At 66.5% G+C, this 21,579-nt stretch carries 20 protein-coding genes; 9 read left to right on the plus strand and 11 right to left on the minus strand.

All coding sequences use genetic code 11. The annotated features are described in order from the left end of the window. Positions 1–53 precede the first annotated feature (53 nt). The 6 genes from ACZ1I5_RS12675 (at position 54) to ACZ1I5_RS12700 (ending at position 4,880) form a co-directional block, all read left to right on the plus strand. Positions 54–674, plus strand: coding sequence for an acyl-homoserine-lactone synthase (locus ACZ1I5_RS12675; RefSeq protein WP_465169606.1), 621 nt, complete (start codon positions 54–56; stop codon positions 672–674). A gap of 22 nt (positions 675–696) precedes the next feature. Next, positions 697–1,602, plus strand: coding sequence for a phytanoyl-CoA dioxygenase family protein (locus tag ACZ1I5_RS12680; RefSeq protein ID WP_465169607.1), 906 nt, complete (start codon positions 697–699; stop codon positions 1,600–1,602). A 5-nt stretch (positions 1,603–1,607) separates the two neighbouring features. Continuing rightward, positions 1,608–2,201, plus strand: coding sequence for a GntR family transcriptional regulator (locus tag ACZ1I5_RS12685; protein ID WP_465169608.1), 594 nt, complete (start codon positions 1,608–1,610; stop codon positions 2,199–2,201). A gap of 121 nt (positions 2,202–2,322) precedes the next feature. After that, the gene (locus ACZ1I5_RS12690; RefSeq protein WP_465169609.1) at positions 2,323–2,439 is read left to right on the plus strand and encodes a hypothetical protein; all 117 of its coding nucleotides are present in this window, start codon (positions 2,323–2,325) and stop codon (positions 2,437–2,439) included. Positions 2,440–2,487: 48 nt separating this feature from the next. After that, positions 2,488–3,138, plus strand: a complete 651-nt coding sequence (locus tag ACZ1I5_RS12695; RefSeq protein ID WP_465169610.1) for a lasso peptide biosynthesis B2 protein — start codon at positions 2,488–2,490, stop codon at positions 3,136–3,138. Continuing rightward, the gene (locus tag ACZ1I5_RS12700; RefSeq protein WP_465169611.1) at positions 3,135–4,880 is read left to right on the plus strand and encodes an asparagine synthase-related protein; all 1,746 of its coding nucleotides are present in this window, start codon (positions 3,135–3,137) and stop codon (positions 4,878–4,880) included. The genes ACZ1I5_RS12695 and ACZ1I5_RS12700 overlap by 4 nt, the downstream gene beginning before the upstream one ends. Here the strand turns inward: ACZ1I5_RS12700 and ACZ1I5_RS12705 are convergent. The 7 genes from ACZ1I5_RS12705 to ACZ1I5_RS12735 all read right to left on the minus strand — a co-directional run bounded on the left by ACZ1I5_RS12705 (position 4,851) and on the right by ACZ1I5_RS12735 (position 15,809). After that, positions 4,851–6,968, minus strand: coding sequence for an Atxe2 family lasso peptide isopeptidase (locus ACZ1I5_RS12705; RefSeq protein WP_465169612.1), 2,118 nt, complete (start codon positions 6,966–6,968; stop codon positions 4,851–4,853). The two genes, ACZ1I5_RS12700 and ACZ1I5_RS12705, sit on opposite strands and share 30 nt — an antisense overlap. Next, positions 6,962–9,877 (minus strand): TonB-dependent receptor domain-containing protein, encoded by a 2,916-nt coding sequence (locus tag ACZ1I5_RS12710; protein ID WP_465169613.1) that lies wholly within the window; start codon positions 9,875–9,877, stop codon positions 6,962–6,964. The genes ACZ1I5_RS12705 and ACZ1I5_RS12710 overlap by 7 nt, the downstream gene beginning before the upstream one ends. A gap of 164 nt (positions 9,878–10,041) precedes the next feature. Then, positions 10,042–11,064, minus strand: a complete 1,023-nt coding sequence (locus ACZ1I5_RS12715) for a FecR family protein (RefSeq protein WP_465169614.1) — start codon at positions 11,062–11,064, stop codon at positions 10,042–10,044. Next, the gene (locus ACZ1I5_RS12720; protein ID WP_465169615.1) at positions 11,064–11,654 is read right to left on the minus strand and encodes an RNA polymerase sigma factor; all 591 of its coding nucleotides are present in this window, start codon (positions 11,652–11,654) and stop codon (positions 11,064–11,066) included. Before ACZ1I5_RS12720 ends, ACZ1I5_RS12715 begins: the two co-directional genes overlap by 1 nt. Before the next feature lie 1,261 nt (positions 11,655–12,915). Then, positions 12,916–14,292: a transposase gene (locus ACZ1I5_RS12725; protein ID WP_465169616.1), complete on the minus strand. Its 1,377-nt coding sequence runs from the start codon at positions 14,290–14,292 to the stop codon at positions 12,916–12,918. Positions 14,293–14,376: 84 nt separating this feature from the next. Beyond that, complete coding sequence (locus tag ACZ1I5_RS12730) at positions 14,377–14,685, minus strand: DUF3601 domain-containing protein (protein ID WP_465169617.1); 309 nt, start codon at positions 14,683–14,685, stop codon at positions 14,377–14,379. 221 nt (positions 14,686–14,906) lie between these two features. Then, positions 14,907–15,809: an SDR family oxidoreductase gene (locus ACZ1I5_RS12735; RefSeq protein ID WP_465169618.1), complete on the minus strand. Its 903-nt coding sequence runs from the start codon at positions 15,807–15,809 to the stop codon at positions 14,907–14,909. 97 nt (positions 15,810–15,906) lie between these two features. On the opposite strand from ACZ1I5_RS12735, the gene ACZ1I5_RS12740 reads away from it, so the two are divergent. Together ACZ1I5_RS12740 and ACZ1I5_RS12745 are read left to right on the plus strand one after the other, a co-directional pair. Next, positions 15,907–16,740 carry a helix-turn-helix transcriptional regulator gene (locus ACZ1I5_RS12740; RefSeq protein WP_465169619.1) on the plus strand — a complete coding sequence of 278 codons (834 nt, stop codon included), beginning with the start codon at positions 15,907–15,909 and terminating at the stop codon, positions 16,738–16,740. A 192-nt stretch (positions 16,741–16,932) separates the two neighbouring features. Further along, entirely contained in the window at positions 16,933–17,652 is a 720-nt protein-coding gene (locus ACZ1I5_RS12745) for a hypothetical protein (RefSeq protein ID WP_465169620.1), read from the plus strand. Between the two features lie 187 nt (positions 17,653–17,839). Here ACZ1I5_RS12745 and ACZ1I5_RS12750 read toward each other — a convergent pair whose 3' ends face one another. The 4 genes from ACZ1I5_RS12750 to ACZ1I5_RS12765 are packed head-to-tail and all read right to left on the minus strand — an operon-like array spanning position 17,840 to position 20,714. Next, the gene (locus ACZ1I5_RS12750) at positions 17,840–18,235 is read right to left on the minus strand and encodes a hypothetical protein (RefSeq protein ID WP_465169621.1); all 396 of its coding nucleotides are present in this window, start codon (positions 18,233–18,235) and stop codon (positions 17,840–17,842) included. Between the two features lie 53 nt (positions 18,236–18,288). Beyond that, positions 18,289–20,064, minus strand: a complete 1,776-nt coding sequence (locus tag ACZ1I5_RS12755) for an alpha/beta hydrolase family protein (RefSeq protein WP_465169622.1) — start codon at positions 20,062–20,064, stop codon at positions 18,289–18,291. Positions 20,065–20,110: 46 nt separating this feature from the next. Continuing rightward, positions 20,111–20,533, minus strand: a complete 423-nt coding sequence (locus tag ACZ1I5_RS12760) for a hypothetical protein (RefSeq protein WP_465169623.1) — start codon at positions 20,531–20,533, stop codon at positions 20,111–20,113. Further along, positions 20,511–20,714: a helix-turn-helix transcriptional regulator gene (locus ACZ1I5_RS12765; protein ID WP_465169624.1), complete on the minus strand. Its 204-nt coding sequence runs from the start codon at positions 20,712–20,714 to the stop codon at positions 20,511–20,513. The genes ACZ1I5_RS12760 and ACZ1I5_RS12765 overlap by 23 nt, the downstream gene beginning before the upstream one ends. A 524-nt stretch (positions 20,715–21,238) precedes the next feature. On the opposite strand from ACZ1I5_RS12765, the gene ACZ1I5_RS12770 reads away from it, so the two are divergent. Beyond that, complete coding sequence (locus ACZ1I5_RS12770; protein ID WP_465169625.1) at positions 21,239–21,511, plus strand: PadR family transcriptional regulator; 273 nt, start codon at positions 21,239–21,241, stop codon at positions 21,509–21,511. The last annotated feature ends 68 nt before the right edge of the window (positions 21,512–21,579 follow it).

The following is a 21,579-nucleotide window of genomic DNA, read 5'->3' on the forward strand; positions in this document are numbered from 1 at the left end:
CGCCAACGGCGCATTTGGTCTGCTCCCGTCCATCACCAGACGGGAGAAAGCCAGTGTTTCTATCCACCGTTTCCGCGGGCGGCGCCGGCGAAGACGCGGTGCTGCGGGCGATGTTCGCAGCGCGCAAGCGTGTCTTCATCGACCTGCTCAAATGGGACGTGCCCGTCCTCGCCGGGCACTATGAGGTCGACCAGTTCGACGATCCCCATGCCACCTATCTGGTGCTGACCGATGCGAGCGGCGCGCATCTCGGCTCGGCACGGCTGCTCGAAACCGACCGGCCGCATATTCTCGACACGCTGTTCCCGGAGCTGAGCGAGCTGCCCATCCCGCACGGCCCGGCGGTTCGCGAAATCACTCGATTTTGCCTGGACCCCGAACAGAGCGGCCGGCAGCGCCGCGTCACCCGCGATACGCTGGTCACCGCACTGGCCGAGTTCGCGCTCTCGGCCGGCATCAAAACCTATACCGGCGTGGCGGAGATGGGCTGGCTGCAGCAGATCCTCGCCTTTGGCTGGGACTGCAAACCGCTCGGGCCGCCGCGCCGTGTCGGCGGCGCGATGCTCGGCGCGCTGCAGATCGACATCACGCCGGACACGCCGGCGCTGCTCGCACGCGCCGGCATCGCACCCGCCGCGATCATCGACCCGAGCACCGGGCAGCAAGCCGCCTGATCCACCCATCCGGAGACAAACCATGGCAACCGCACTCAAGGCAGAATCCGAACAATCCGCCAGCCTGGCGGCAGCGCTGCTCGATCAAGGCTGGTGCGTTATTCCCGATCTCGTGCCGGAGACGCTGGTCGCAGACCTCGATGCAGACCTGCAGGCGCATTTCGAACGAACCCTGTTCTGCCAGGGCGACTTTTATGGCGAGCGGACCAAGCGCCTGGGCAGTCTGCTCGCGCGATCGGCGCACGCCGCCGCCTTCATCCAGCACCCCATCATCATCGACATCGTCGAGCGCGTGCTGCGCCCCTGGTGCGACTGCATCCAGCTCAACCTCAGCCAGGCGATCGAGCTGCATCCAGGCAGCCCGCGCCAGCTGCCGCACCGCGACCAGGACATGTGGGAGGGCGTGAAGGGCGAGGTCGAGTATCTCGTTAATGTGATGTGGCCGTTCACGCCCTACACGGCGGAGAATGGCGCGACCCTGATCTATCCCGACAGCCATGGCGCGCGGGCGCTCGAACAGGGCGAGCCAGGTCCGTGCCGGCCGGCCGAGATTCCGCCGGGATCGGCGCTGCTCTTCCTCGGCTCGACGCTCCACGGCGCCGGCGGGAACCGGAGCAACGAGGTCCGGCGCGGCATGATCGTCAGCTACTGCCTGGGCTGGCTCAAGCCGTATGAGAATCAATGGCTCGCCTATCCGCCCGCAGTCGCGCGCCATTTCCCGGCCGACCTGGCGGCGCTGGTCGGCTACCGGCAGCACCGGCCCAATCTCGGCAATTACGAGGGCCAGTGCCCGTCGATCCTCCTCGAGGCCGCGCTCCCCGAACGGATCGGCGCGGTGGATGCGCTACGGCCGGACCAGGCGGCGATGGTCTCGGACTTCCGGCGCGGCCTCGACGCGGCCGATGCCGATCCGGGCGCCGAGAGGTGAACGCGATGATGAACCCGGCGCCCGTATTCGACCGCGTCTATGCGGGCCTGAAGCAGTTGCTGCGCGAGGGCAGGACCGCACCCGGCGACCGCCTCGATCCCGCGCATCTGGCCGGGCAGCTGGTGGCCAGCATCACGCCGGTGCGCGACGCGCTCCACCGGCTCGCCGGCGAACGGCTCGTCGAGGCGGGGGCAGACGGGTTCACCATCCCCAAGGCGACCGAACCCGACCTCCGCGACCTGTATGACTGGAACCAGCAACTGCTCAGGATCGCGCTGCAGTCGAGCCTTGCCTCGCGCTTCAGCTACCGCCCCGGCGAGCCGACCGATGCAGTCGCCGGACAGGTCGAGCATCTGTTCACCGCGATCGCCGAGCGCTCCTCGAACCGCGAGCACGCGATGGCGATTAAGGGCATCAACGACCGGTTGTACAAGATCCGGCTGATCGAACCGGCGATCCTGCCGGACACGCAGGAGGAGCTGGAGGCGCTGATCCGGGCCGACCTCAGGACCTTCAGGACGCTGCTGGGCTCCTATCACCGCCGGCGAATCGCAGCGGTGCCGCAGCTCGTCCGCGCGCTTCATCGGGGTCCGGCCTGATGCTGCGTCGCAGCGATCCAAACATTCGCCAAATATCTGCCGTATAAACTTCGGGTATCCCAAAACCCGTCCGATCCTTGGAATGCCGCAAATCCTTGCGGCAATCTGAAAGGACCGTGACATGACCAAGCTGATCGACCTCGGCGCGGCAACCGCCGAGACCCAGGGCTTCCCGATCCCCGAAGTCGACATCGTCGGCGTCGGCCTGCGGGAAATCGGTCTGTCCGACGAGGACTGACGCTATGGGCGCCGGCGGCGCTGGCCGTCGGCGCCTGGCGCCCGGATCATGGGCTGGGAACTCCCGCCACATGTCAGCTTCTGCATCGCATCGGACGCGGTGGTCTTTCTCGATGTGCAGGCCGACCGGTATCTCGCCCTGCCCGGCGGGATGACGCACTCCTTTCGCGCATGGCTCGGCGACGACAGGCCCGATCTACCGCCTCCCGCGGTGCCGCTGCTGGTCGAGGCCGGCCTGCTTCGCGCTTCTGCCGCCACCCTGCGGCCGCAGCCGGTCGAGATGGCGATCCCCATCGACTCGCTTCCGAGAGCGACGGCGCCTTCGACGCCGCTCGGCGCCCTGCGCGCATGGAGCGGCGCGCGCCTCAGCGTCCACCGCACGCGGCGCCGCCTGGCGACAGGCGGGTTGCACGGACTGATCGCCCGCGCGCGAGCGATGCGCCCGGATAATCCAGGGCCGCCACAGCGCTTCGCGTCGCAGTTTCAATTTGCGCGCGGCCCGCGCGCTCTCGAAGGCGATTGCCTTCCCGCCTCCTTCGCGATGCTCGATTTCCTGCATCGCCGCGGCAGCGATGCCCGGGCGATCTTCGGCGTGATCGCAAACCCGTTTCGAGCGCATTGCTGGCTCCAGTCGCCAACCGAGATTCTGAACGACGACGCAGATCACGTCAGAGCGTTCACACCGATCCTGGTCGTATGAGGCACGATCGGTTCACGGCCGTCCTGCCGCATTGGGGACGCCCCGCACCGGCGCCGCCAGCCGGCCTGGTGTCGCGTCTGGTGCTCGACGCGACCGCGCACCGGCCGGGCATCCGCTTTCACGGCGCGCCATCGGGGACCGCGTTGATCCTGCCGGACGGGCTCGGCGTCATCTGGGGACGGCTGTTCGATTGCAGCGGGGCGATGCTTCGGGAGGTACCCAGGCAGGCCGCCGAAAACTGGGTCGCGACGGGCGGTACGGCGCTGATGGAACGCTTCTGGGGAAGCTATGTCGCACTGCTCGCAGCGGACGACCGCTTGATCGTGATACGCGACCCGTCGGGCGCCGTGCCCTGCTATATGGGAACGAGCGACGCCGGCATGGTGGTGGCTTCGGATGCGCTAAATGCCCTAGAGGCAGGCGCAACTGGGTTGGCGATCGACTGGGCGGAGATCCGATCGGAGCTGCAGTTCATCGGCCGACGGACCGCACGCACGGCACTCGAGGGTCTCACCGAACTGGTCCCGGGCACGGCGATGACGGTGACGCCGGAACGGCGGGAGACCAAGACTCTATGGTCGCCCTATCGCTACGCGGAGCGCTGGCGCGACCCGCCCGCGTTCGACCAGGCGGCGCGCCGCGTCCGTGAGGTGATCGCGCTATCGGTGAAAGCACTCACCGCCGATTATCAGAGGCCGCTGAGCGAGCTGTCAGGCGGCGTGGACTCCTCGATCGTGACCGCTGCGCTTCACCTCGCCGGGCGTGAGGCTCGCTGCGTGACCGTGCGTGGAAGCGATACCGATCTCGACGAGACCGGTTATGCGCATGAGGTCGCCCAGGCATTCGGCTTTCCGTGGCGCAGCGTGACGCTCGACGTTGGCGCCGTCGATCTCCGCCGCTCTGACGCCGCGGCGCTGCCGCGGCCGACCGCTCGTGCTTTCAGCCAGGCAGTGGATCATGCGGTCCTCGGCGCTGCCGCTGAGATGGGGTGCGACGCGTTCCTCTCGGGCGGCGGCGGCGATAACGTGCTTTGGTATTTCCAGACGGTGGCGCCGGCACTCGACCGCCTCCGCTGCGAAGGTGTCGGCGCCTTTCTCGCGACCCTGAACGACCTCGCCTGGATGACCGGGGCTTCCCGGACGGAAGCGTTGCGGCTCGCGGCGCGCCGATTGCTGCGCCGCCGGCCGCGGCATTGGCCGTACGACCTCACTCTCCTGGCACCGGCAGCCCAGGCGCTCGAGGCGATGCCCGCCCATCCCTGGCTTCCCGCGCCGCGCGGGACGCTACCCGGCGTTCAGGCCTATGTACGGGTGCTCGTCCTCATGCAGGGACAGTTCGAATGGGCCGCCCGCGCCGAGCAGGCCCCGGTCGTCGCCCCCCTCCTCGCCCAACCGGTGGTGGAGACATGTCTCTCGATCCCCAGCTGGCTTTGGTGCCGCGACGGGCGGAACCGCGCGGTCGCGCGTGCCGCGTTCCGACACCTGCTTCCCGCCACCACGCTGGCCCGCGGCACCAAGGGCGGGTTCGGCGGTTTCACGCATGCGCTCCTCACCCACAATCGGGACGTCGTCCGCGACCTGCTGCTCGGCGGGAGCCTCGCCGAGCAGCGGCTGATCGACCTGCCGGCGATCGGCGCCCTGCTCACCGTCGAGGCGCGTATCTCCAACATGGCCGCCAACCGCCTGCTCCGACTGGCTTCGATCGAGGCGTGGCTACGGGCCTGGGCGGGCCGGCTCGGCTGAACCTTGGCCGGATCGTAAGGCGCGCCAGCGGGCATATTGAGCCGACTTGGCCGGGAGCGGATCCTCGCGGCCGAGCAGCCAGAAATCGAGCCAGTCGAGGACACGCTCATAGATCGCGCGACGGTGCCGCGGCTGCCATTTGATGTGATATTCGTCGGGAAAGACATGGAGCTCGATGGGCTTGCCGGCCTCACGCATGGCCGCGACCGTCTCCAGCGCCAGGCGATATTCGCGATCGGCAGCCTGGACGAGGATCGGCGCTTCGACCCGATCCGCGTTACGGGCGAGCGAATATTCCCGCCAGAAATCCGGATTGTCTCGCCCCGCCGGGGGATAGCCCCAGGCGCGAGTCTCGGCGGCGAACGCCGGCCCGGCGGCAATGGAGACCGTCGACGGATCCTCGCAGCAGGTGCTCATGATCGCCGTGCGGTACCGGCTGCTGTGCAGCAAGGCCCATTGGATCGTGGCGGTCCCGTCGCTCAGGCCGGTGATCGCGATGCGGCCTGGGTCGATCGTGCCGGTCGCGACCACCCGATCGACCAGCCTGTCGAGCGCCGAAAAGGTACGCCGGCGATCCGCCCAGCCCGCCATGTTGGTCTTCTGATAGGCAAGGAGATCCGGCACAGGCTTGCCATAGGCGGCACTCGGCGGGCGCTGGAAGCTCAGGACCGCGTAGCCCCGCGATGCGAGCAAATGCACGGGATATTCGTCCCCGGTCCCGCCGCGCAGAAAGCCGCGCGTATTATACTGGACCACGACAAGCGGATGGCGCTGGCCCGGCCGATGGTCGGGCGGCAGCACGAGATCACCAAAGGCCTTCGCGCCATCTTCCGCCACGGTGGAAAATCGCTGCGCCTTTCCGAGACGCAGACGCTGGAATTCCGGATTGGGATCGAACACGAGGTCGCTGCCCCCTGCCGGATCGATCCGGACCAGCCGGCGGGGCTGGCCCGCTGCCTCACGGCCGCAGAGCAGGGTGTCGTCCTGGCGCAGGCACCCGTTGAGGGGATCGGTCGTCCGGGACATGGACACCGGCGCGCTCCCCGGACGCCACCGGAAGAATTCGAGCTCCCCTAGTCGTCGCGTACCCCAGTCCCGCAGGAACAGGATTTCGTCGGGACGCCACCACCACAGGCCGATGATGCGATCGTCACAGGCCTCTGCGGTGCAGGGATAGAGCGTGCCGGAGACCCGCGCGGCGAGCGATTGCGGACCCTGATATTGCCCCGCTGCGCGCGCGACCCAGGCGAGGTCGCCCGTCCCGCTCTCGGCATGCAGCAGCGTGCCGGCAGGATAGCGCGGATCGGCGGCGGGCAGCAGCACCGCGCGCTCCGCCGCGCTCGTTTCGCGCGCCATGCCGTTCAAGACGTCATAGGTGAAATAGGCGAGCGGGATCGTCGCGCTGGGCTCGGGCGCTACGCCCGACAGCGGCCAGAAACGGGCGTCGTAGAGATAGCCGCTGTCGCCCTCCCCCGCACTGGCCGCGCGGGCCTCGGCAATGCCGTCGCGCACGGCATAGACAAGACGGTCGCTGTCCCCGGCCCAGGCGAAGCGGCGTATATCGCTTCGACCATGCGTCAGCTGTTCCGCAGGACCGCCCGTGGCAGCCACGCGCCAGAGCTGGGTCACGCCGCCGATCCGGCGCTGATAGGCGATCCACCGGCCGTCGGGAGACCAGAGCGGGCGCAACGCATCGAACGCGCCGGTTCCCTGATCGGCAATGCCGTGGATGTCGTACAGGATCAGCGTCGGCTCGCCGCCGACATCGAGCAGGCGCGCCGCCCGAGACTTCAGGTCGATCTCGACCAGCCCCAGACAATAGCTGTTGGTCACCACGTCCGCACGCCGAAGCAACAGAGCGAGGCGCGAGCCGTCCGGCGACAGCGAGAATGGCGGCTCGCCACCCGGCACGTCGATGGCGATCCCGAAGTCGCGCAGCTCGATCAGGTCCTCGGCGTCGATCGCGCGCCTTGGAACGGCGTCAATGGCTGCGGGAGGAAGCAGGCGTGCCCGGCAATCCTCCGCTAACGCCGGAGACGCCACCATCATCAGCCATGCAGCGCCCGCCCCCGCCAGCCGCCTTACCACCGCTTGCTCACCTGGAGCGCCACGACGCGCCCGAGCGGGCTGGCATTCTCGACATCATAGCCGATAGTGGTCGTGCCGAGCAGATAGGCCGCACGCGGCGGATCGCGGTCGAACAGATTATTGGCGCTGAGCGAGAAGGAAAGGCCGGGAAGAATGCTGGCCTCGCCGGTGCGATAGCTCAGCTGCAGGTCGAAGGTCAGCCAGCTCCCCACCGGTTTGGGCGTGCCGCTGGTGGCGTTGCTGTAGCCGTCGACATAATTGGCGAACAGCGCAGCGCCAAAGCCGCCAAGCGCCAGGGTCCCGCGTCCGCGCAGCCGAAGATCGGGGGGATTGCCGATCGTACCGACGAGCGTGACAGGCGGCGCGGTCGCCGTCAGCTGCTGCCGGAAGTCGATCAGATAGCTGCCGCTCACGCCAAGCTCGGCATCCCCGCCGGCCAGCGCGAACCGATAGCCCAGGTCGAAGTCGAGTCCCGACATACGCTGCGACGCGAGGTTCTGGGTTCGCGCGTCGACGACTGCGCTGATCGCGGTTGCCGGGATCGCGGTCAGCGGGAGGAAATAGGGACTGGCATAATAGCCCGCGACCGCCGCGGGATCGGGCTGCATATTGATGATCGGCGCGTAGACCGCGCGGTCGCTGAAATAGGTGAGCAGCGCGGAAGACAGGTTCACGATGCGGTCGCGATACCGGATTCCGAAATAAGTCAGCTGGCCATGCGGGCCGGAGCGCGCGTCCGGGCGCAGGTCGATGCCGGCCGTCCAGGTGGTCGCGCGCTCGGGGCCGAGATCGGGATCGTTGCCGCGGACGATCAGGGCATTGGTGACGCCGCCGGGCGCGGATGGGTTCGGTACCGGATAGGCGAAATAGGCTGTGGTGCTGGCATCCTGTCTGAGGTCGCCGAAACTCGGCGCGCGAAACGAGGTTCCGAAACTGCCCCGCAACCGGACGGCCCGGACCGGCACCCAGGAAAGCCCCAGCTTCGGATTGAGCGTATCGCCGATCCTGGCGTACCGCTCGCCGCGCAGCGCGGCCGACAGGTCGAGGCGGCCGATCCCGAAACCGTTCCCGTCGAAATCGGACAAAGGAAGGGCAAGCTCCGCATAGGCGGCGGTCACCTCGCGCGCGCCCCTGAACGCGCTCGCCGTCGATACGACGGGAGCCAACGCGGTGATGTCGAGGCCTGCCGGGTCGCTCCTGTAATGCTCGCGACGGTGCTCGGCACCGACCGCCAGCCGGACATCGCCCGCCGGGAGCGCGAACAGCGGGCCATCGCCGCGCAGCTGGAACGCCCAGAGACCGTAACGACCGCCGCTGGTGAGCGTGCCGCGGATCTTGTCGAGGGTCGCGGGATTGTTCGCGGTGCCGTCACCGAACAGGTTGAGCGCGGTTGTCGGGCTGGTGTCCGCCAGCGCGAGCGCCGCGCGCGCGGTGTTGACGAGATTATAGACCGTCAGGCCTTCGACCTGCCGTCCATAGGTCGTACCAAGCGCCACGTTCCAGCGGCCCAGGCTGAGGTCGGCGCCGAAGGTCGCGCCGAGCGCTTGACTGAAACCGCGACCGCTCTCCGAGCCGAGGTCGTTGAGAAAATTATACGCCACCTGTACCGGCTGGTGCGTCCCGATCGGATCCACATAGAAGGGGTTTGTCACCGGCACGGTCAGGGTCAGTGCATTGCGCGCCGTCGGCCGCCGCACCGCATAGCGGCGATCGCCGAACAACAGCTGCGCATGCAGCTCAAGACGGTCACCGAGCGACTGGCGCGCGCTGGCGAAGATCGCATGGCGCGCCTGCTGCGGGAGAATGTCGGAACCGGCATAGCGGTCGAGCAGGTTGAGCTGGCCCGGCAGGAGGTCGGCCGCCCGCAAGGCCGTGCCGTCCTGACCCGCCGGGATGCCGAAGCGCCGCCCGCCCGCGGTGATCGTGCCGGGAACGCCGGCGGCGCCACGGAAATCGCCAAGACCGTAGCGCCGGAGATCCTCGCTGACATAGGGGCGGTCCGCCGCAGCGAGCCGGCTGCGGAAATAATATTCGTAGGACAGCATCACCTGCCCGCTCGACCAGCCGGTACCGGCGATGGCGCTGCCCTGGAATTCGTGCATGCCGTTACCGAAACCTTGGCGCAGCGACGTCTCGAGCCCGCGAAAGCGGCTGCGCGGCACGATGTTGACCACGCCCGCCACCGCGTCCGACCCATAGAGCGCCGAGGCGCCATCGGGCAGCACTTCGATGCGCTCGATCGCGCTCACCGGGATCATCGACAGGTCGGTGAAGATGCCGGAGACACCGGCCATCGGCGGTCGCTCGCCAGCCAGCAGCACCAGGGTCGAGGATGCCCCGAGCCCGCGGAGGTTGAGACCGGCACCATAGCTGGTATTGGAATCGGCGTTGCCGCGCGCCGTCGCCGACGTCGTCTCGTTCGGGCCGCCCCCGAAATTCTGCGGCAGCGCCTGCAGGACCTGCTGGGTCGTCGCGTAGCCGCTCTGCTCGATCGCCTTGCGGTCGATCGTGATCACCGACGCGCCCGCCGGCGCCCGCCCGCGGATTCGGGTGCCGGTCACGACGACCTCGCCGTCACCGGCACCCTCCCCTTCGCCTTGGGCGTCTTGCGCGCTTTCGGCTGACTGGCGCCGGATCACCAGCGCGTTTCCGACCCTGACGGCCATGAGCCCGCTTCCATCGAGCAACCGGGCCACCGCATCCTCGGTCGAATAGTTTCCCGCGAGCTCCCGGCTGCGCTTGCCCGCGACCAGCTCCGTAGGCGCGACAATCGCCTCGCCGGACGCGATGGAGACCGAGCGGAGCGCCGCGCCGAGAGGCTGCTCGGACAGGTCGAACCGATGCGAGCCTGCCTGCTGGCCTGCTGCCGGCAGCACGCAGAACGCTGCGGCCGCAACACTCAGCCCCAAGAAACCCCGTCCAAAATTCCGGTCGCGCATCCTGCTTCTCCCCATGCGCCCGCTAAAATCGCGGGTCGCCTGGGGTGCCTTGACGACGGCGGAACGGGTTTCCCTGGAGCCGACCGAAATTAATTTTCGAGAATGACAACCAGCCGCGGCGCGACGGCAGTCGGCTAGGGCTGCGCCGGTCTCCGGCGGCGCAGAACGAACCCATCACCGCGCGGCGCAGCTTCAAGTCCGAACGCAGCCGCCAACGTCGCGGCGAGCTGGTCGGGCCGGTCGGCCCTGAACGTGCCGGTGACCTTGAGGGTCGCAAGCCCCGGCTCGTCGATCGTCACCTCGCGCGTGGAGTAGCGATTGACGACGGCAAGCACCTCGCTCAGCGGAGCGCCGTCGAACGCCAGCATGCCCGACGCCCAGGCCGCATCGGCGGGCGGCGCGGTCAGCGGGACGGGCGCGTCGCTATCCAATGCAAAGGACTGGCCCGGGACCAGCCGGGCGATCGTCCGCACCTGACCCGTCGCGGCACGCGGCGCACGCCGCACCTCTACCGACCCGCGCAGCAGGCTGACCCGTGGTCGGCCGGACACCAGGCTGACATCGAACACCGTGCCCAGCGCGACCACCTCGTCGTCGCCGGCCGACACGATGAACGGACGACCGATATCATGGGCGACCTCGAAACGCGCGCGGCCGCGCACGAGGACGATCCGGCGCTCGGACGGGGTCAGGCGCACCGTCACGCTGGTCTGGGTGTCGAGCGTGATGATCGAACCATCGGCGAGCCGGACGCGGCGTATCCCGACGGGCGACGATACCGCCGTGCGCGCGATGTCGATCCCCGCAGTCCCGCCGCCGGATCGCCCGGGCGACCACAGCCAGGCCGAAAAGCCAATCAAGACCGCAACGATCACCGAGGCAGCGAGCGCATAATAGCGCGCGGCCGGCACCGCCCTGCGCCGCGGCGGCAGCCCTTCGCGGCGTTGCCCGACATCGGTGTGCCCGACCAGGCCGGCCTGCTGCCAGCGCAGCACCATCCGATCGTAAAAGGCGAGATGGTCAGGATGCGCCGAGATCCAGGCCTCGAACGCGGTGCGATGGCCCTCCGCATCGGGCCCGCGCATCCGCGCGAACCATTCGCCTGCCTCCTGTCGCAGTCGCTCCTCGGCCGCCGGATCGATGGGAGGCGGCACCATCAGCGCGGGCCTAGGGCCCGGTCGAGCTCCACCATCGATCGCGCAATCGCCCATTCGACCTGCTTGACCGTGAGGCCCGACCGCGCGGCGATCTCGGCATAGGTCAGGCCTTCGAGTCGATGTGCCATGAAGACGTCCCGTGTTGACTGGGGAAGCTCCAGCATGGCGCGCTCCAGCCGGTCAAGCAGATCGCGGGTTTCGAGCAGGCAATTCTGATCCGTTCCGGCGAGAATCGTCTCATCGGCAAGGACATGCGCCGATGCCGAGCGCCGCGCCCGGGTCTTGGCGCGGTCGCGCACCAGATTCTGGGCGATGCGCGTCAGATAGGCCTCCGGCTTGCGAAACGTCGGCCCATGCTCGACTCCCATCACGCGGACGAAGGTTTCCTGCAGGAGGTCCTGCGCCTCATGCGGGTCGGCGGTGCGCCGGTGGAAGAAGCGCAACAGGCGCGAGCGCTGGGACCGGTAGAGCGACGCGAGATCGAGCGGCACCGGCGGCGCAGGTGCCGCGCAAGCCGCCATGCTGTCGTCGAGGGCCTCCTCGCCGAGCTTGCCGAGGCTCAGCGGCACCGGGCACGACGGCAGATGCACCGCCCCTCGCCAACTTCCAGAACCCGCTCCAAGCGACCTGCCTCCCATCGCGAGGCTGGACCGGCGGAAGCCGGGTGATGAGAACATGCTTAGGAAACATGCGCCGACGCCTTTGGCCGCGAACGGCTTGGACATGCGCGCAGGCCACCCGGCCCGCGAAAGCGGATCCGTCAGTCGCTAAGCGAGGTTCTCACGCCTCGGCGCCGCGCTGAAAGCGGCGCACGCCGAAGCTAGGTTACGCATCCACCGATTGGCAAGAGGTCAGCGCCAATTGCCTCAGAAACGGATCATTCTCCAGTGGATTCAAGAATGTAGCGAATGTCATCGATACATGATCCGTCTTGGGCAGCCATCTTTTCGATGTTGGCGATGCGGGAAACGGGGTGACCCGCCGGGCGGTTGAGAACATGCTTAGCACACGCGCTGACGCCTTTAGCCGGAGCCTGGACAGAGCGGCAGCCACCCGTGCGAGTCGCATCGTTCTATCCAGATGCGCGGATCGCCTCAATCATCCGCAGGCCGTCATTCCGCCCAATGTGCGAGCCGACCAGGCCCAGCTGCGGACGTTCAGCGTTCGCGGGATCCCGCCCCAAAATGCACGCCCGTTCATCTGGGTTGATCGGCAGGTCCCAGGAGCGTCGCGGTTCCGCAAAATATTCAAGCGTGGGTGGTTAGCGGTCAGTCCGCTTTCGCTCACCACCGGCCTGAAAACATTCAGTTCACAATGGGCCTCTTTACGTCCCACCCAACCTCCCGGCAGCGTCGCTGGGCGCGGAGACCGCTGTTGACCACTTGCCGTCGAACCCATTCTGCACGGGTCAGGGAGATACCCGGTTCAAATGCGACAAATAGACCACCGGCGTCATGCGGGCGTTCCGACCACCGACTAAGATAATCCTTCAAGGTGGCGTCGTTTATTGGCACGCTAAGAAAAGGTTGCCTTGGTTGGTCACCTTCAGAGAGTAGCCGTCGAGAAATCCGGTGGAGTTGTCGAACGGAAGATATAGTGGTGCGATCTCCTGTTCCGCAGGTTGCGGGGCCGTGACGTTGGGCGATCGGCCACAGGCGCATAACGCGATCGCGAAAAGAGGGACGATAACCCTTGGCATGCCGGCATCATAAGTAGGCCAGAGGCAGTCCGCTACCGGAGCGAATGCAAGTTCGAGTGAACGTCTGCGACTGGGTGGATTGTGTTGAAAAACTCGCCCTTGGGCCGCAGCGTAGTGTTGGTTTGAGCGCGGCGCGCGGGGGCCGATGGACCTCAGGCAGGGAGCGGCGGCGTCTGCATCGGGATGATTTTGGCAAGCTTGCGGAGGTTCTGGGCGGTGGCGGCGAGGAGGAACTCGTCCTTGGCGCCATTTGGTCCTCTCAGTCGCAGGCGGTCCAGCTTGAGGATGCGTTTGAGGTGCGCGAACAGCATCTCGACCTTCTTTCGCTGGCGGCGAGAGGTGACGTAGGCGTCGGTGGTGGCGATGTCGCGCGCCAGATCGCGGGCGCCTTCGTGGATTGAGCGGATGACCTTGCGCGCCGGCATGTTGGGCGTGCAGCGCTGCCGCAGGTCGCAGCCGGCGCAGTCTTGCTGGCGGGCGCGGTAGCGGATGAAGCCGTCCTGCCCGACATTGCTGCGAGGGTTGGCGAAGTTGCGGTTTCTCGGGCGCAGGCGTTTGCCGCCGGGGCAGACATAGCTGTCATCGTCATGATCGTAAGTGAAGGCGGCACGCTCGAAGGTGCCGTCGCGCCGCGCCGACTTGTCGAACACCGGGATGTGCGGATGGATGTCGCGCTCATGAACCAGCCATGCCAGGTTTGGAGCATCGCCATAGCCAGCGTCCGCCGCCAGCCGCTCGGGCCACAGGCCGAAGCGCTCCTGCGTGCGCTCGATCATCCGGCGCTGCGCAGTAACCTCGGCCTGGCGCACTGCCGTGGTCGCCTCCACGTCGACGATCAGGGCATGATCGAGATCGATCAGATAGTTGGTCGAATAGGCGAAGAACGCCCGCTCCCGCGATGCAGCGGTCCAACGTGCGGCCGGGTCGGCAACCGCCAGTTGCTTGGGCGCGACGGGCGTGGCCGCCCCGAACGCGGCATCGTCGAGGACGGCGAGATACTCGCGCACAGCATGGCTGCCGCTCCCGGGCGGCAGGTCGTCGTCGCGATCGACCGTGTGCTGCCGGCTGGCGTCGGCCCGGATCAGGCTGGCGTCGACCGCGAAGCCTTCGCCGCCGACCAGACCCTCGGCCATGCAGCGCGCAACCGTGGTCTCGAACAGCCGGCGCAGCAGGTCGCAATCGCGGAAGCGCCCGTGGCGGTTCTTCGAGAAGGTCGAGTGGTCGGGCACGTCGCCCTCCAGCCCCAGCCGACAGAACCAGCGATAGGCGAGGTTCAGATGCACCTCGTCGCACAGCCGGCGCTCGGAACGGATGCCCATGCAGTAGCCGATGATGAGCATCCGGATCATCAGCTCCGGATCGATCGAGGGCCGCCCCGTCTCGCTGTAGAAAGGCCGCAACTGCTCGCGGATATCCGAAAGGTCCACGAAACGGTCGATCGAGCGCAACAGATGATCTGCCGGCACATGACGCTCCAGGTTGAAGCTGTAGAACAGCGCCTCCTGCGCCACCGTCCGCTCGCCCATCATCGGATCGTCTCCCGCACCCGCGGGAACATTGAATCACCAGTCCGCGACTACTTCAAGCCTGCCTTTTTCAACACAATCGGGTGGTTAGCTGCCGATCCCCGGCTGAACATACGCATCGAAATGGTCGAGGATCTCGGCTTGTTCATCGGCCCGCCATTGCAGACGGATGTGCCATTCACGCTCACCGTCGAGCGAAACGAATAACGATTGCCCATCGTCGTACGGCAAGAACGCTGCCCCCAAGAAAGTCCATCCTTCGCCAACAGGATGAACGTCGCCATCGAAATCAGCGAAGGGTACGGCGACGACATATCGCCCTCCAGCCACCATTGCTCCGAACGAGCGCTGAGCCACGTTCTTGGACCAGTAGCCCGGTTCGAATGGCCCAATCATCGCCGCACTATATGAACGAGCCACAATTTCCGAAAGTGGGGCGGGTCGCGCCCGGCAACTTTGCGGGAGCGACAACCCATAAAATGACCTTCAGGGCATCCGGGCGGCTTCCCAACAGGCGGCTCGTTCATCCGCCGCGACCCATCAACTTCTCCCTTATTACGCGGATCTTGCGTTGATCGCTGGCTCGGCGGTTCCGCTCGCCAGCGAGCATTGCCGGATCAGGCTTCGGCGAGCAGCGAATAGTTCATCGCGGCGAGGTCGGCGAGCAGATCGGGTCCCGTCGGTTCCCACCCCAGCCGCGCGCGTGTCCAGGCATTGGACGCGATCATTTCAAGCGCCGCGAAGGGTGCCATCCAGCCGAAATAATGCTCGACTTCGTCGGCTGCGACCGAGCGGACCGGCAGCCCGGCCCCCTTTCCAAGCGCCTCGGCGATGGCGCGAGCGGTGACGCCCTCCTCTACCGACGCATTGTAGCGCGCACCCGGCTCGCCCTTCTCCAGTGCCAGGACGTAAAGCTTGGCCACATCGCTGACATGCGCTGCGGACCAGCGTGTCCGCCCCTCGCCGACATACGCCACCGCACCAGCTCGACGCGCCTCGGCGACCAGCGGCGTTATTAGGCCAGCCTTCGTGGTGTCGTGGACTTGCGGCAGCCGGATGGTGCGCACGTCGACGCGTCGTGCGATCAGCGCCGCGCCGGCAAGTTCGGTCGCGATGCGCGGGTTGGCGTGGCGCGGGTTGAGCACGTCCTCCGTCGCCGGGCCGCCATTCAACGGCGTGCCGATGCCGACGCCCGAGGTGATGAGGAGAGGTTTCTGCGTCCCCTCGAGCGCAGCGCCCATCGCAGCGATATTGCGTTCGTCCTTCTTGGTATTCTCGAAGAAGGTCGCGAAATTATGGTCGAACGCGCAGTGGATCACCGCGTCGGCCGCCGCCGCGCCGCTGGCGAGCGTCTCGGGCTGCTCCAGATCGCCACGATGGACTTCGGCGCCAGCCGCTTCGAGCTGCCGGACGCCGGCGTCGGAGCGGGTGAGGCCAAGCACCTGGTGGCCGCGCGCGATGAGTTCGGGAACGACATGCGAGCCGATGAAGCCGGTCGCGCCGGTGAGGAACACGCGCATATTCAAACCTCCTTCTTACTGAGAAGGCATATCGCGACCGAATCAACAGTGTTAAAGTAGTGACCTTATCGTGGTATAACGCCTAACAGGATCGATCATGGCCAGCGAAGCGCCTAACCCGTTTGGAGCCTATCTGCGCGACCGCCGCACCCGCCTCGATCCGGTGGCCCTGGGGTTCGGCGGCCGACAGCGCACCCCGGGGCTGCGGCGCGAGGAAGTGGCTGCCCGCGCGAACATCAGCCCGACCTGGTACACCTGGCTCGAACAGGGTCGAGGCGGCGCGCCGTCGGCCGACGTGCTCGACCGCATCGCCAAGGGCCTGATGCTGACCGATCCGGAGCGCGAGCACCTTTACATGCTGGGCCTCGGCCGTCCGCCGGAGGCGCGCTACCAGCCGGTAGACGGCATCTCCCCACGACTGCAGCGCGTGCTCGACGGGATGGTGATGAGCCCGGCGATCATCAAGACGGCGATGTGGGATGTGGTCGGCTGGAACCGCGCGGCGGCGGTGCTGCTGACCGACTATGCCAAGCTGCCGCGTGAAGGACGCAACATCCTCCGCATGATGTTCGGCAGCGACCACATCCGTGTCCGAAACGCGGACTGGGAAGGCGTTGCCCGGTTCGTCGTCGGCGCCTTCCGTGCAGACGTGGCGCGGGCGGGCGCCAACAGTAGCGCGGCCGTCACCCAACTGGTCACTGAACTGTCCCACATCAGCGCTGAATTCCAGTCACTGTGGCAGGACAACGACGTGGTCGCTCACGGCGAGGGGGTAAAACGGATCCATCACCCCGACGCGGGATTGCTCGCTATGGAGTTCTCATCGTTCGCAGTCGAAGGACGGCCCGAGCTCGGAATGATTGTCTACAACCCTGCCTCGGCAGCAGATGCAGAACGATTGCGCATGTTGCTAGACGCTCGCGGGAGCTGATTGGAACGCGCCCCACTGACGCCGGTCAATACGACCCAGAAGGCAACATTCAGCGTAGCTTTGCGGTTTCCCAGTTTCGGACGTCCGTTGAGCTGCGTTAACAGTGCGAGATTGCACTCGCTCTTTTCGCCGTCGTGCCGCTCTGCGGCACCTGCAGGATCGACGAGCGTTCCATAGACTGTAGCTAGGGGAATGCACTTGCGCGGTCTGGATTTCAGCTCTTGGCAGAGCCTGCTCGCCACCATCCTCGGGCTGGCGCTGGTTACGCTGCTGGGCGTTGGCATTCGTCTGCTCACCCAAATGACGTTCCAGCAGCGCCGTGAGCGCATGAACCGGCAGATCAACGAGCGCCTCAGGACACTCATCGCCGCCTACAAGGTCCTCGGCGGATCGTTTACCGGGGACCTGACCGTCGATCCGGCCCACCGGCGCGACCTGCGGCGGCGGGACCAGGGCGGCGTCGCAGAGGAGCCAATGGCCGCTTTGGACCTCAGTGCGGACGGCGCGGCGCGGTCGGACCGCACGCGCCGCATCCGCGACGCGGTCGAGGCCGCGCTTTCCGACATCATCCTGCTCGGTACCGAGGAGCATGTCCGGCTGGCGGACAGGGCGGTTCGCGAGCTGGTCGCGGGCCACCCGGTCCACACGCATGATCTTGTTGTATCGCTGCGTGCGTTCGTGCGCGATGCGCTCGATCTCGACCCGATCCCAGCCGACTTGACCATAGCGATGCAGGGACCCACACGTCCCGCGTCGTCCGGCGGCGGCAGAGCCGGAAGCAACAAGGACGATGCTGGCCGGAGCGGCGGTGGTGGTGGTATAGGTGGCGGCGCGCTTGGAGGCGGCGGAATGGGTACCTATGTCCCTGGCGACGATCCGCACCATTCCACGGCGCAGAACGCGGAGCGGTAGGCTAAGCATCCCTGATCTTGGTCGTGTCTGACCCAGATGCGGACGTTCCGGCGCAACTTCGGTTTCCCGATTCCGGTCACTCGTTCATGTCAATCGAACGGCCGGTTTGGGGCGTCCGAAGGCGGCCGGGAACAGCTTGAGTTGGTGGTTGGGCGACGGTCCGCGTTGAAGCGCGGAGCACAAGGCGTCAGTTCACAACCGGCCTTTTCACATTCCAGCCGACCTCCGCACAACGATGCTGCTTACAAAGGCCGCTGTCGATGACTTGCTTACGGACCCATCCCGCACGGGCCTTCGGGGTCCCCGGCTCGAAGGCTACGAAGAGGCGGCCCGCGCTAGGGGGCAAAGCCGCCCATTGGCGAAGGTAGTTCGTGAACACCACCTGACCGACAGGTGCGCCGTTCCACAGAAAGTCGCCGTGGTGCGGGACGCGGAGGGAGTAACCGTTCAGGAAGCCGCTCGACTCGTCGAACGGAAGCCGGGCGGGATCGATCTTCCGGTCAGCACGTCGCGGCACCAGGGCCTTGCTCGGCAACGCGATGCCGCACAACATCGTCGCCGCAGCTATGACAATGTACCTCATCGGACCGGCACCATAACCAACGGGCCGAAAGCCGCTATCGGGAACGCCACGCATTAACCTGGACGGCGTCCGAAGCGCGCGTTGATCCAGTCCGCCATTCGCTCAAGCGCGACCGGCGCGACCGTCTCCTCTATATCGGCATACTCGCCGACGGCGCCCGTCTTGGCGGTCTGGAACAGATGGTTGAGGCCGGGTATCTCGACGATGGTCGCATCGTGATCGTCCTTGAGGGCCGCCTTGATCGCGGCCAGATTTTCGTCTGGAAGGACCTGACGGTCGAGGCTCCCGTTCAGCGCCAGCACCGGCACTCGGATCGCGCGCAGATTAGGCGCCGGATCATATTGGAAGAAATAGCGGAACCAAGGGCTGCTGAACTGCGCCATGACCAGCTCGGGGCTCGCGCCAGGGGGCGCGCCGATCGCGGTCATTGCCTCTGGTGTCAGCAAAGCACGCGCGGCCGCGACGCCCGCTTCATAACTTGCGCCGCTTGCCAACGCCTTGAACAGGGCAGCCATGACGGGTTCAGCTCGATCGATCTCGGCTTCGCTCTGACCAGTGCTGAGCCCGATCGCGCGACGCTGCGAAAGCAGCAGTGCCCTGGTCGCCGTCCCCGGCCCGGCCAGCATGATCAGGAAAGCGACGTCCTTGTTCGCCGCCATGGCGATCGGGCCGATCATGCCGCCCTCGCTATGGCCGATGAAGCCGATCGCATCGCGCCGGATCTCGCCGCGCGTCCGCAGAAAGGCGAAGGCTGCGTTTGCATCCGTCGCAAAATCCGCCGAAGTCGCCTTGCTTGCATCCCCGGTCGACTTGCCGACACCGCGATCGTCGACGCGCAGCACCGCAATGCCGCGCCGGGTCAGGTAGTCCGCGATCACCGCGAACGGCTTGTGGCCGAGGATCGTCTCGTCTCGATCCTGCTGGCCTGAGCCGGTGAGCAGGATCGCCGCCGCAAACGGCCCGTTGCCCTGCGGCAACGTCAGCGTCCCGGCGAGATGGACCCCGCTTTCTGCCGAATTCTCGAACGCCACCTCCTCGGCGCGATAGGGAAAAGGCGCCTGCGGCGTCTGCGGCCGCTTAGGGGCGCTCCCGGCGGAAACGCCATCGCCACGCACGAAATCGACCGGCGCGGCGGGTTGGTCGGGTGCCAGCCATGTGCCGCTCATCCGCTGCATGTCCGGCGACAGGACGCCGTCATAGCGCATGCCGCGAACGTCGAGCCTGAAGCGCACCTTCTGCCCGTCCCGCATCAGGCCCTGGATCGGCACGCCGTTGGCGAGCTGGTCTGGCGAGTCCAACAGCACCGCTGTTCCCTGGGCTCCGGTTTTTATATGGAGCACCAGCCGCAGATCGACGCCGTTGCGGCTGATCTTGCCACGCCAGGTCCCGTCCAGCCCGGCTACGACGGGCTTTGCCGGCGGGGGTCCCTTCGCCAGCTTGAGCGGCAGTTCGGCTCCCTGCCGGAACGTTCCGTTCCATGCCTGTTCGGCCACCACCCAGTGTCCCTCGAAAGACGCGTGGATCATTGCGATCTCAAGCGAGAGTTCGTCGCCCTCGGCCTTGATGCTCGACACCGGAATCTTCTGCCCGGGCGCCTGGTCCGGGCTTTCCAGTTCGGCCTTGAGCGATCCGTCCTCCGCGCGGCTGACGAACAGCACCAGCGTCAGCGCGCCGCCCGGTGTGACGAGGGTTCCATGCCACTCGCCAACGGCGTCTATTGCCGCGGCCGTGGCCTGCGCGGACGAGGATGGCAGTGGAGCGGCTCGGGCGGGCGCTATGCCTGCTAGCAATACCGTCATCAGCAAAAAGGCGTGAAAGACTATGCGCATGAACCTTCCCCGGAAGCGGAAATCTGGTGGCTGAGCGTTGGCGGGGCTACCGCCCCATCTTGAGCTTTACGTAACAAGCCATAGTGAGCAGGCTAGTGACGACCACCAGGGCCAGCATGTTGGGCGGAGGCGCTAGCCCGCCATTTGCGAGGACCAGCCAGCCCCACCCAAGGAACAGCCAGACATAGAGGCCGAAGCTGTTCGCCCTGAGCGCATTCAGCCGATCGAGCTCGTCCTTCAAGCGATTGTTGAAATGCACGGCCAGCGGCAGCACGATCGCCATCGCCGCCACGGTCGCAATCGCGTAAACCGGCTGGAGATGCCCCGGCTCGGTCTTGCCCAGTAACATTATCAGGGCGATGCCAACGCCGCCAAGCAGCGACAAGACAGCGGTGCGCCAGTAGCTCCGGATGCGGGCTCGCGCCGCACGCGCGCCTTCGCCTTCCTCATTCATCCGCGCATTCATCATCGAAAACCTCCTCGATCCGCAGGCCGAACAGTCGGGCGATACGGAAAGCAAGCGGAAGCGAAGGATCATGTTTCCCCGTTTCGATCGCGTTCACCGCCTGGCGCGAAACACCGATCCGCCCGCCCAGTTCGAGCTGGCTCCATTCGCGTTCCGCTCGCAGCACCCTTAGCCGGTTCTTCATCGCGGCTCGTTGTCCATATCAGATCTCCCTGACATTATGTCAGGATAACATGACATACCTCGCTCGTTACGGGGTGTCAACACTACCTTACACAGTGCGCCAAAGAATGCGTCCGAGATAGCTGGTCTGATTACACGAAATGGCGTTTGCTTACGAGTGGCTGCTGTGCGCCTTGCCGGCAGGCTAGTGTCGGTGAGGCGAATAGCGGGTTTACAGCAAGCGGGCCGTTCACGTCCCAGCCTCTGAAGGTTGTATGTTTGTCGCCTCCTGCCGTCGGCATGCCGGTTCTGCGGTTACCCATTTGCGGACATTCCCGAGGGACTGGATCATCCCTGCTTTCGGACATTCATTTATCTCAATCCTCTGAGCGGGCGCAGACGAGCCGATCGTCGTCTCCAGTTTTAGCCCCTCCCACGGCGAGAGCGACGACTGCAGCCGATCAACAAACGCCGGCCACGTCTTGACTCCGAACTCTACATAGGTTGTCTGATGCGATGCCGCGCAGCCGCCGACCATCGAAGCAAATGCTCGCCCTCCTGGAAGCGCTGACCGCGGGAGGGCGGCAGTGGCGACATGGATATGACCTCATGAAGGAGACCGGACTCATGTCGGGCACGCTCTATCCGCTGTTGATGCGGATGAGTGAGCAGGGCCTTGTCGAGGCCGAATGGCGTGAGCCGGCTCAGCTCGGCCGACCCGCGCGCCACGTCTACCGCATCACGGCGGCCGGAATCGCTGTTGCTCGGACAAACGACGTCGCGGCTGCCAGCCCGTCGACACGAGCGGCGCTCGCATGACGGCCGGGCTGGCGAGGGCAATCCTTGCGGTTGCGACCGCTAGTCTGGGCGAACATCGTCGCGGATGG

This window comes from Sphingomonas sp. BL-S-30 (assembly GCF_055521475.1).

Coding starts and splice junctions, on each gene's coding strand:
- ACZ1I5_RS12765 (WP_465169624.1), bottom strand. CDS start 20,714: ATGAAGAACCGGCTAAGGGTGCTGCGAGCGGAACGCGAATGGAGCCAG.
- ACZ1I5_RS12755 (WP_465169622.1), bottom strand. CDS start 20,064: ATGCGCATAGTCTTTCACGCCTTTTTGCTGATGACGGTATTGCTAGCA.
- ACZ1I5_RS12735 (WP_465169618.1), bottom strand. CDS start 15,809: ATGCGCGTGTTCCTCACCGGCGCGACCGGCTTCATCGGCTCGCATGTC.
- ACZ1I5_RS12750 (WP_465169621.1), bottom strand. CDS start 18,235: ATGAGGTACATTGTCATAGCTGCGGCGACGATGTTGTGCGGCATCGCG.
- ACZ1I5_RS12690 (WP_465169609.1), top strand. CDS start 2,323: ATGACCAAGCTGATCGACCTCGGCGCGGCAACCGCCGAGACCCAGGGC.
- ACZ1I5_RS12715 (WP_465169614.1), bottom strand. CDS start 11,064: ATGGTGCCGCCTCCCATCGATCCGGCGGCCGAGGAGCGACTGCGACAG.
- ACZ1I5_RS12760 (WP_465169623.1), bottom strand. CDS start 20,533: ATGATGAATGCGCGGATGAATGAGGAAGGCGAAGGCGCGCGTGCGGCG.
- ACZ1I5_RS12695 (WP_465169610.1), top strand. CDS start 2,488: ATGGGCTGGGAACTCCCGCCACATGTCAGCTTCTGCATCGCATCGGAC.
- ACZ1I5_RS12740 (WP_465169619.1), top strand. CDS start 15,907: ATGGCCAGCGAAGCGCCTAACCCGTTTGGAGCCTATCTGCGCGACCGC.
- ACZ1I5_RS12770 (WP_465169625.1), top strand. CDS start 21,239: ATGCTCGCCCTCCTGGAAGCGCTGACCGCGGGAGGGCGGCAGTGGCGA.
- ACZ1I5_RS12680 (WP_465169607.1), top strand. CDS start 697: ATGGCAACCGCACTCAAGGCAGAATCCGAACAATCCGCCAGCCTGGCG.
- ACZ1I5_RS12685 (WP_465169608.1), top strand. CDS start 1,608: ATGATGAACCCGGCGCCCGTATTCGACCGCGTCTATGCGGGCCTGAAG.
- ACZ1I5_RS12725 (WP_465169616.1), bottom strand. CDS start 14,292: ATGATGGGCGAGCGGACGGTGGCGCAGGAGGCGCTGTTCTACAGCTTC.
- ACZ1I5_RS12700 (WP_465169611.1), top strand. CDS start 3,135: ATGAGGCACGATCGGTTCACGGCCGTCCTGCCGCATTGGGGACGCCCC.
- ACZ1I5_RS12730 (WP_465169617.1), bottom strand. CDS start 14,685: ATGATTGGGCCATTCGAACCGGGCTACTGGTCCAAGAACGTGGCTCAG.
- ACZ1I5_RS12745 (WP_465169620.1), top strand. CDS start 16,933: ATGCACTTGCGCGGTCTGGATTTCAGCTCTTGGCAGAGCCTGCTCGCC.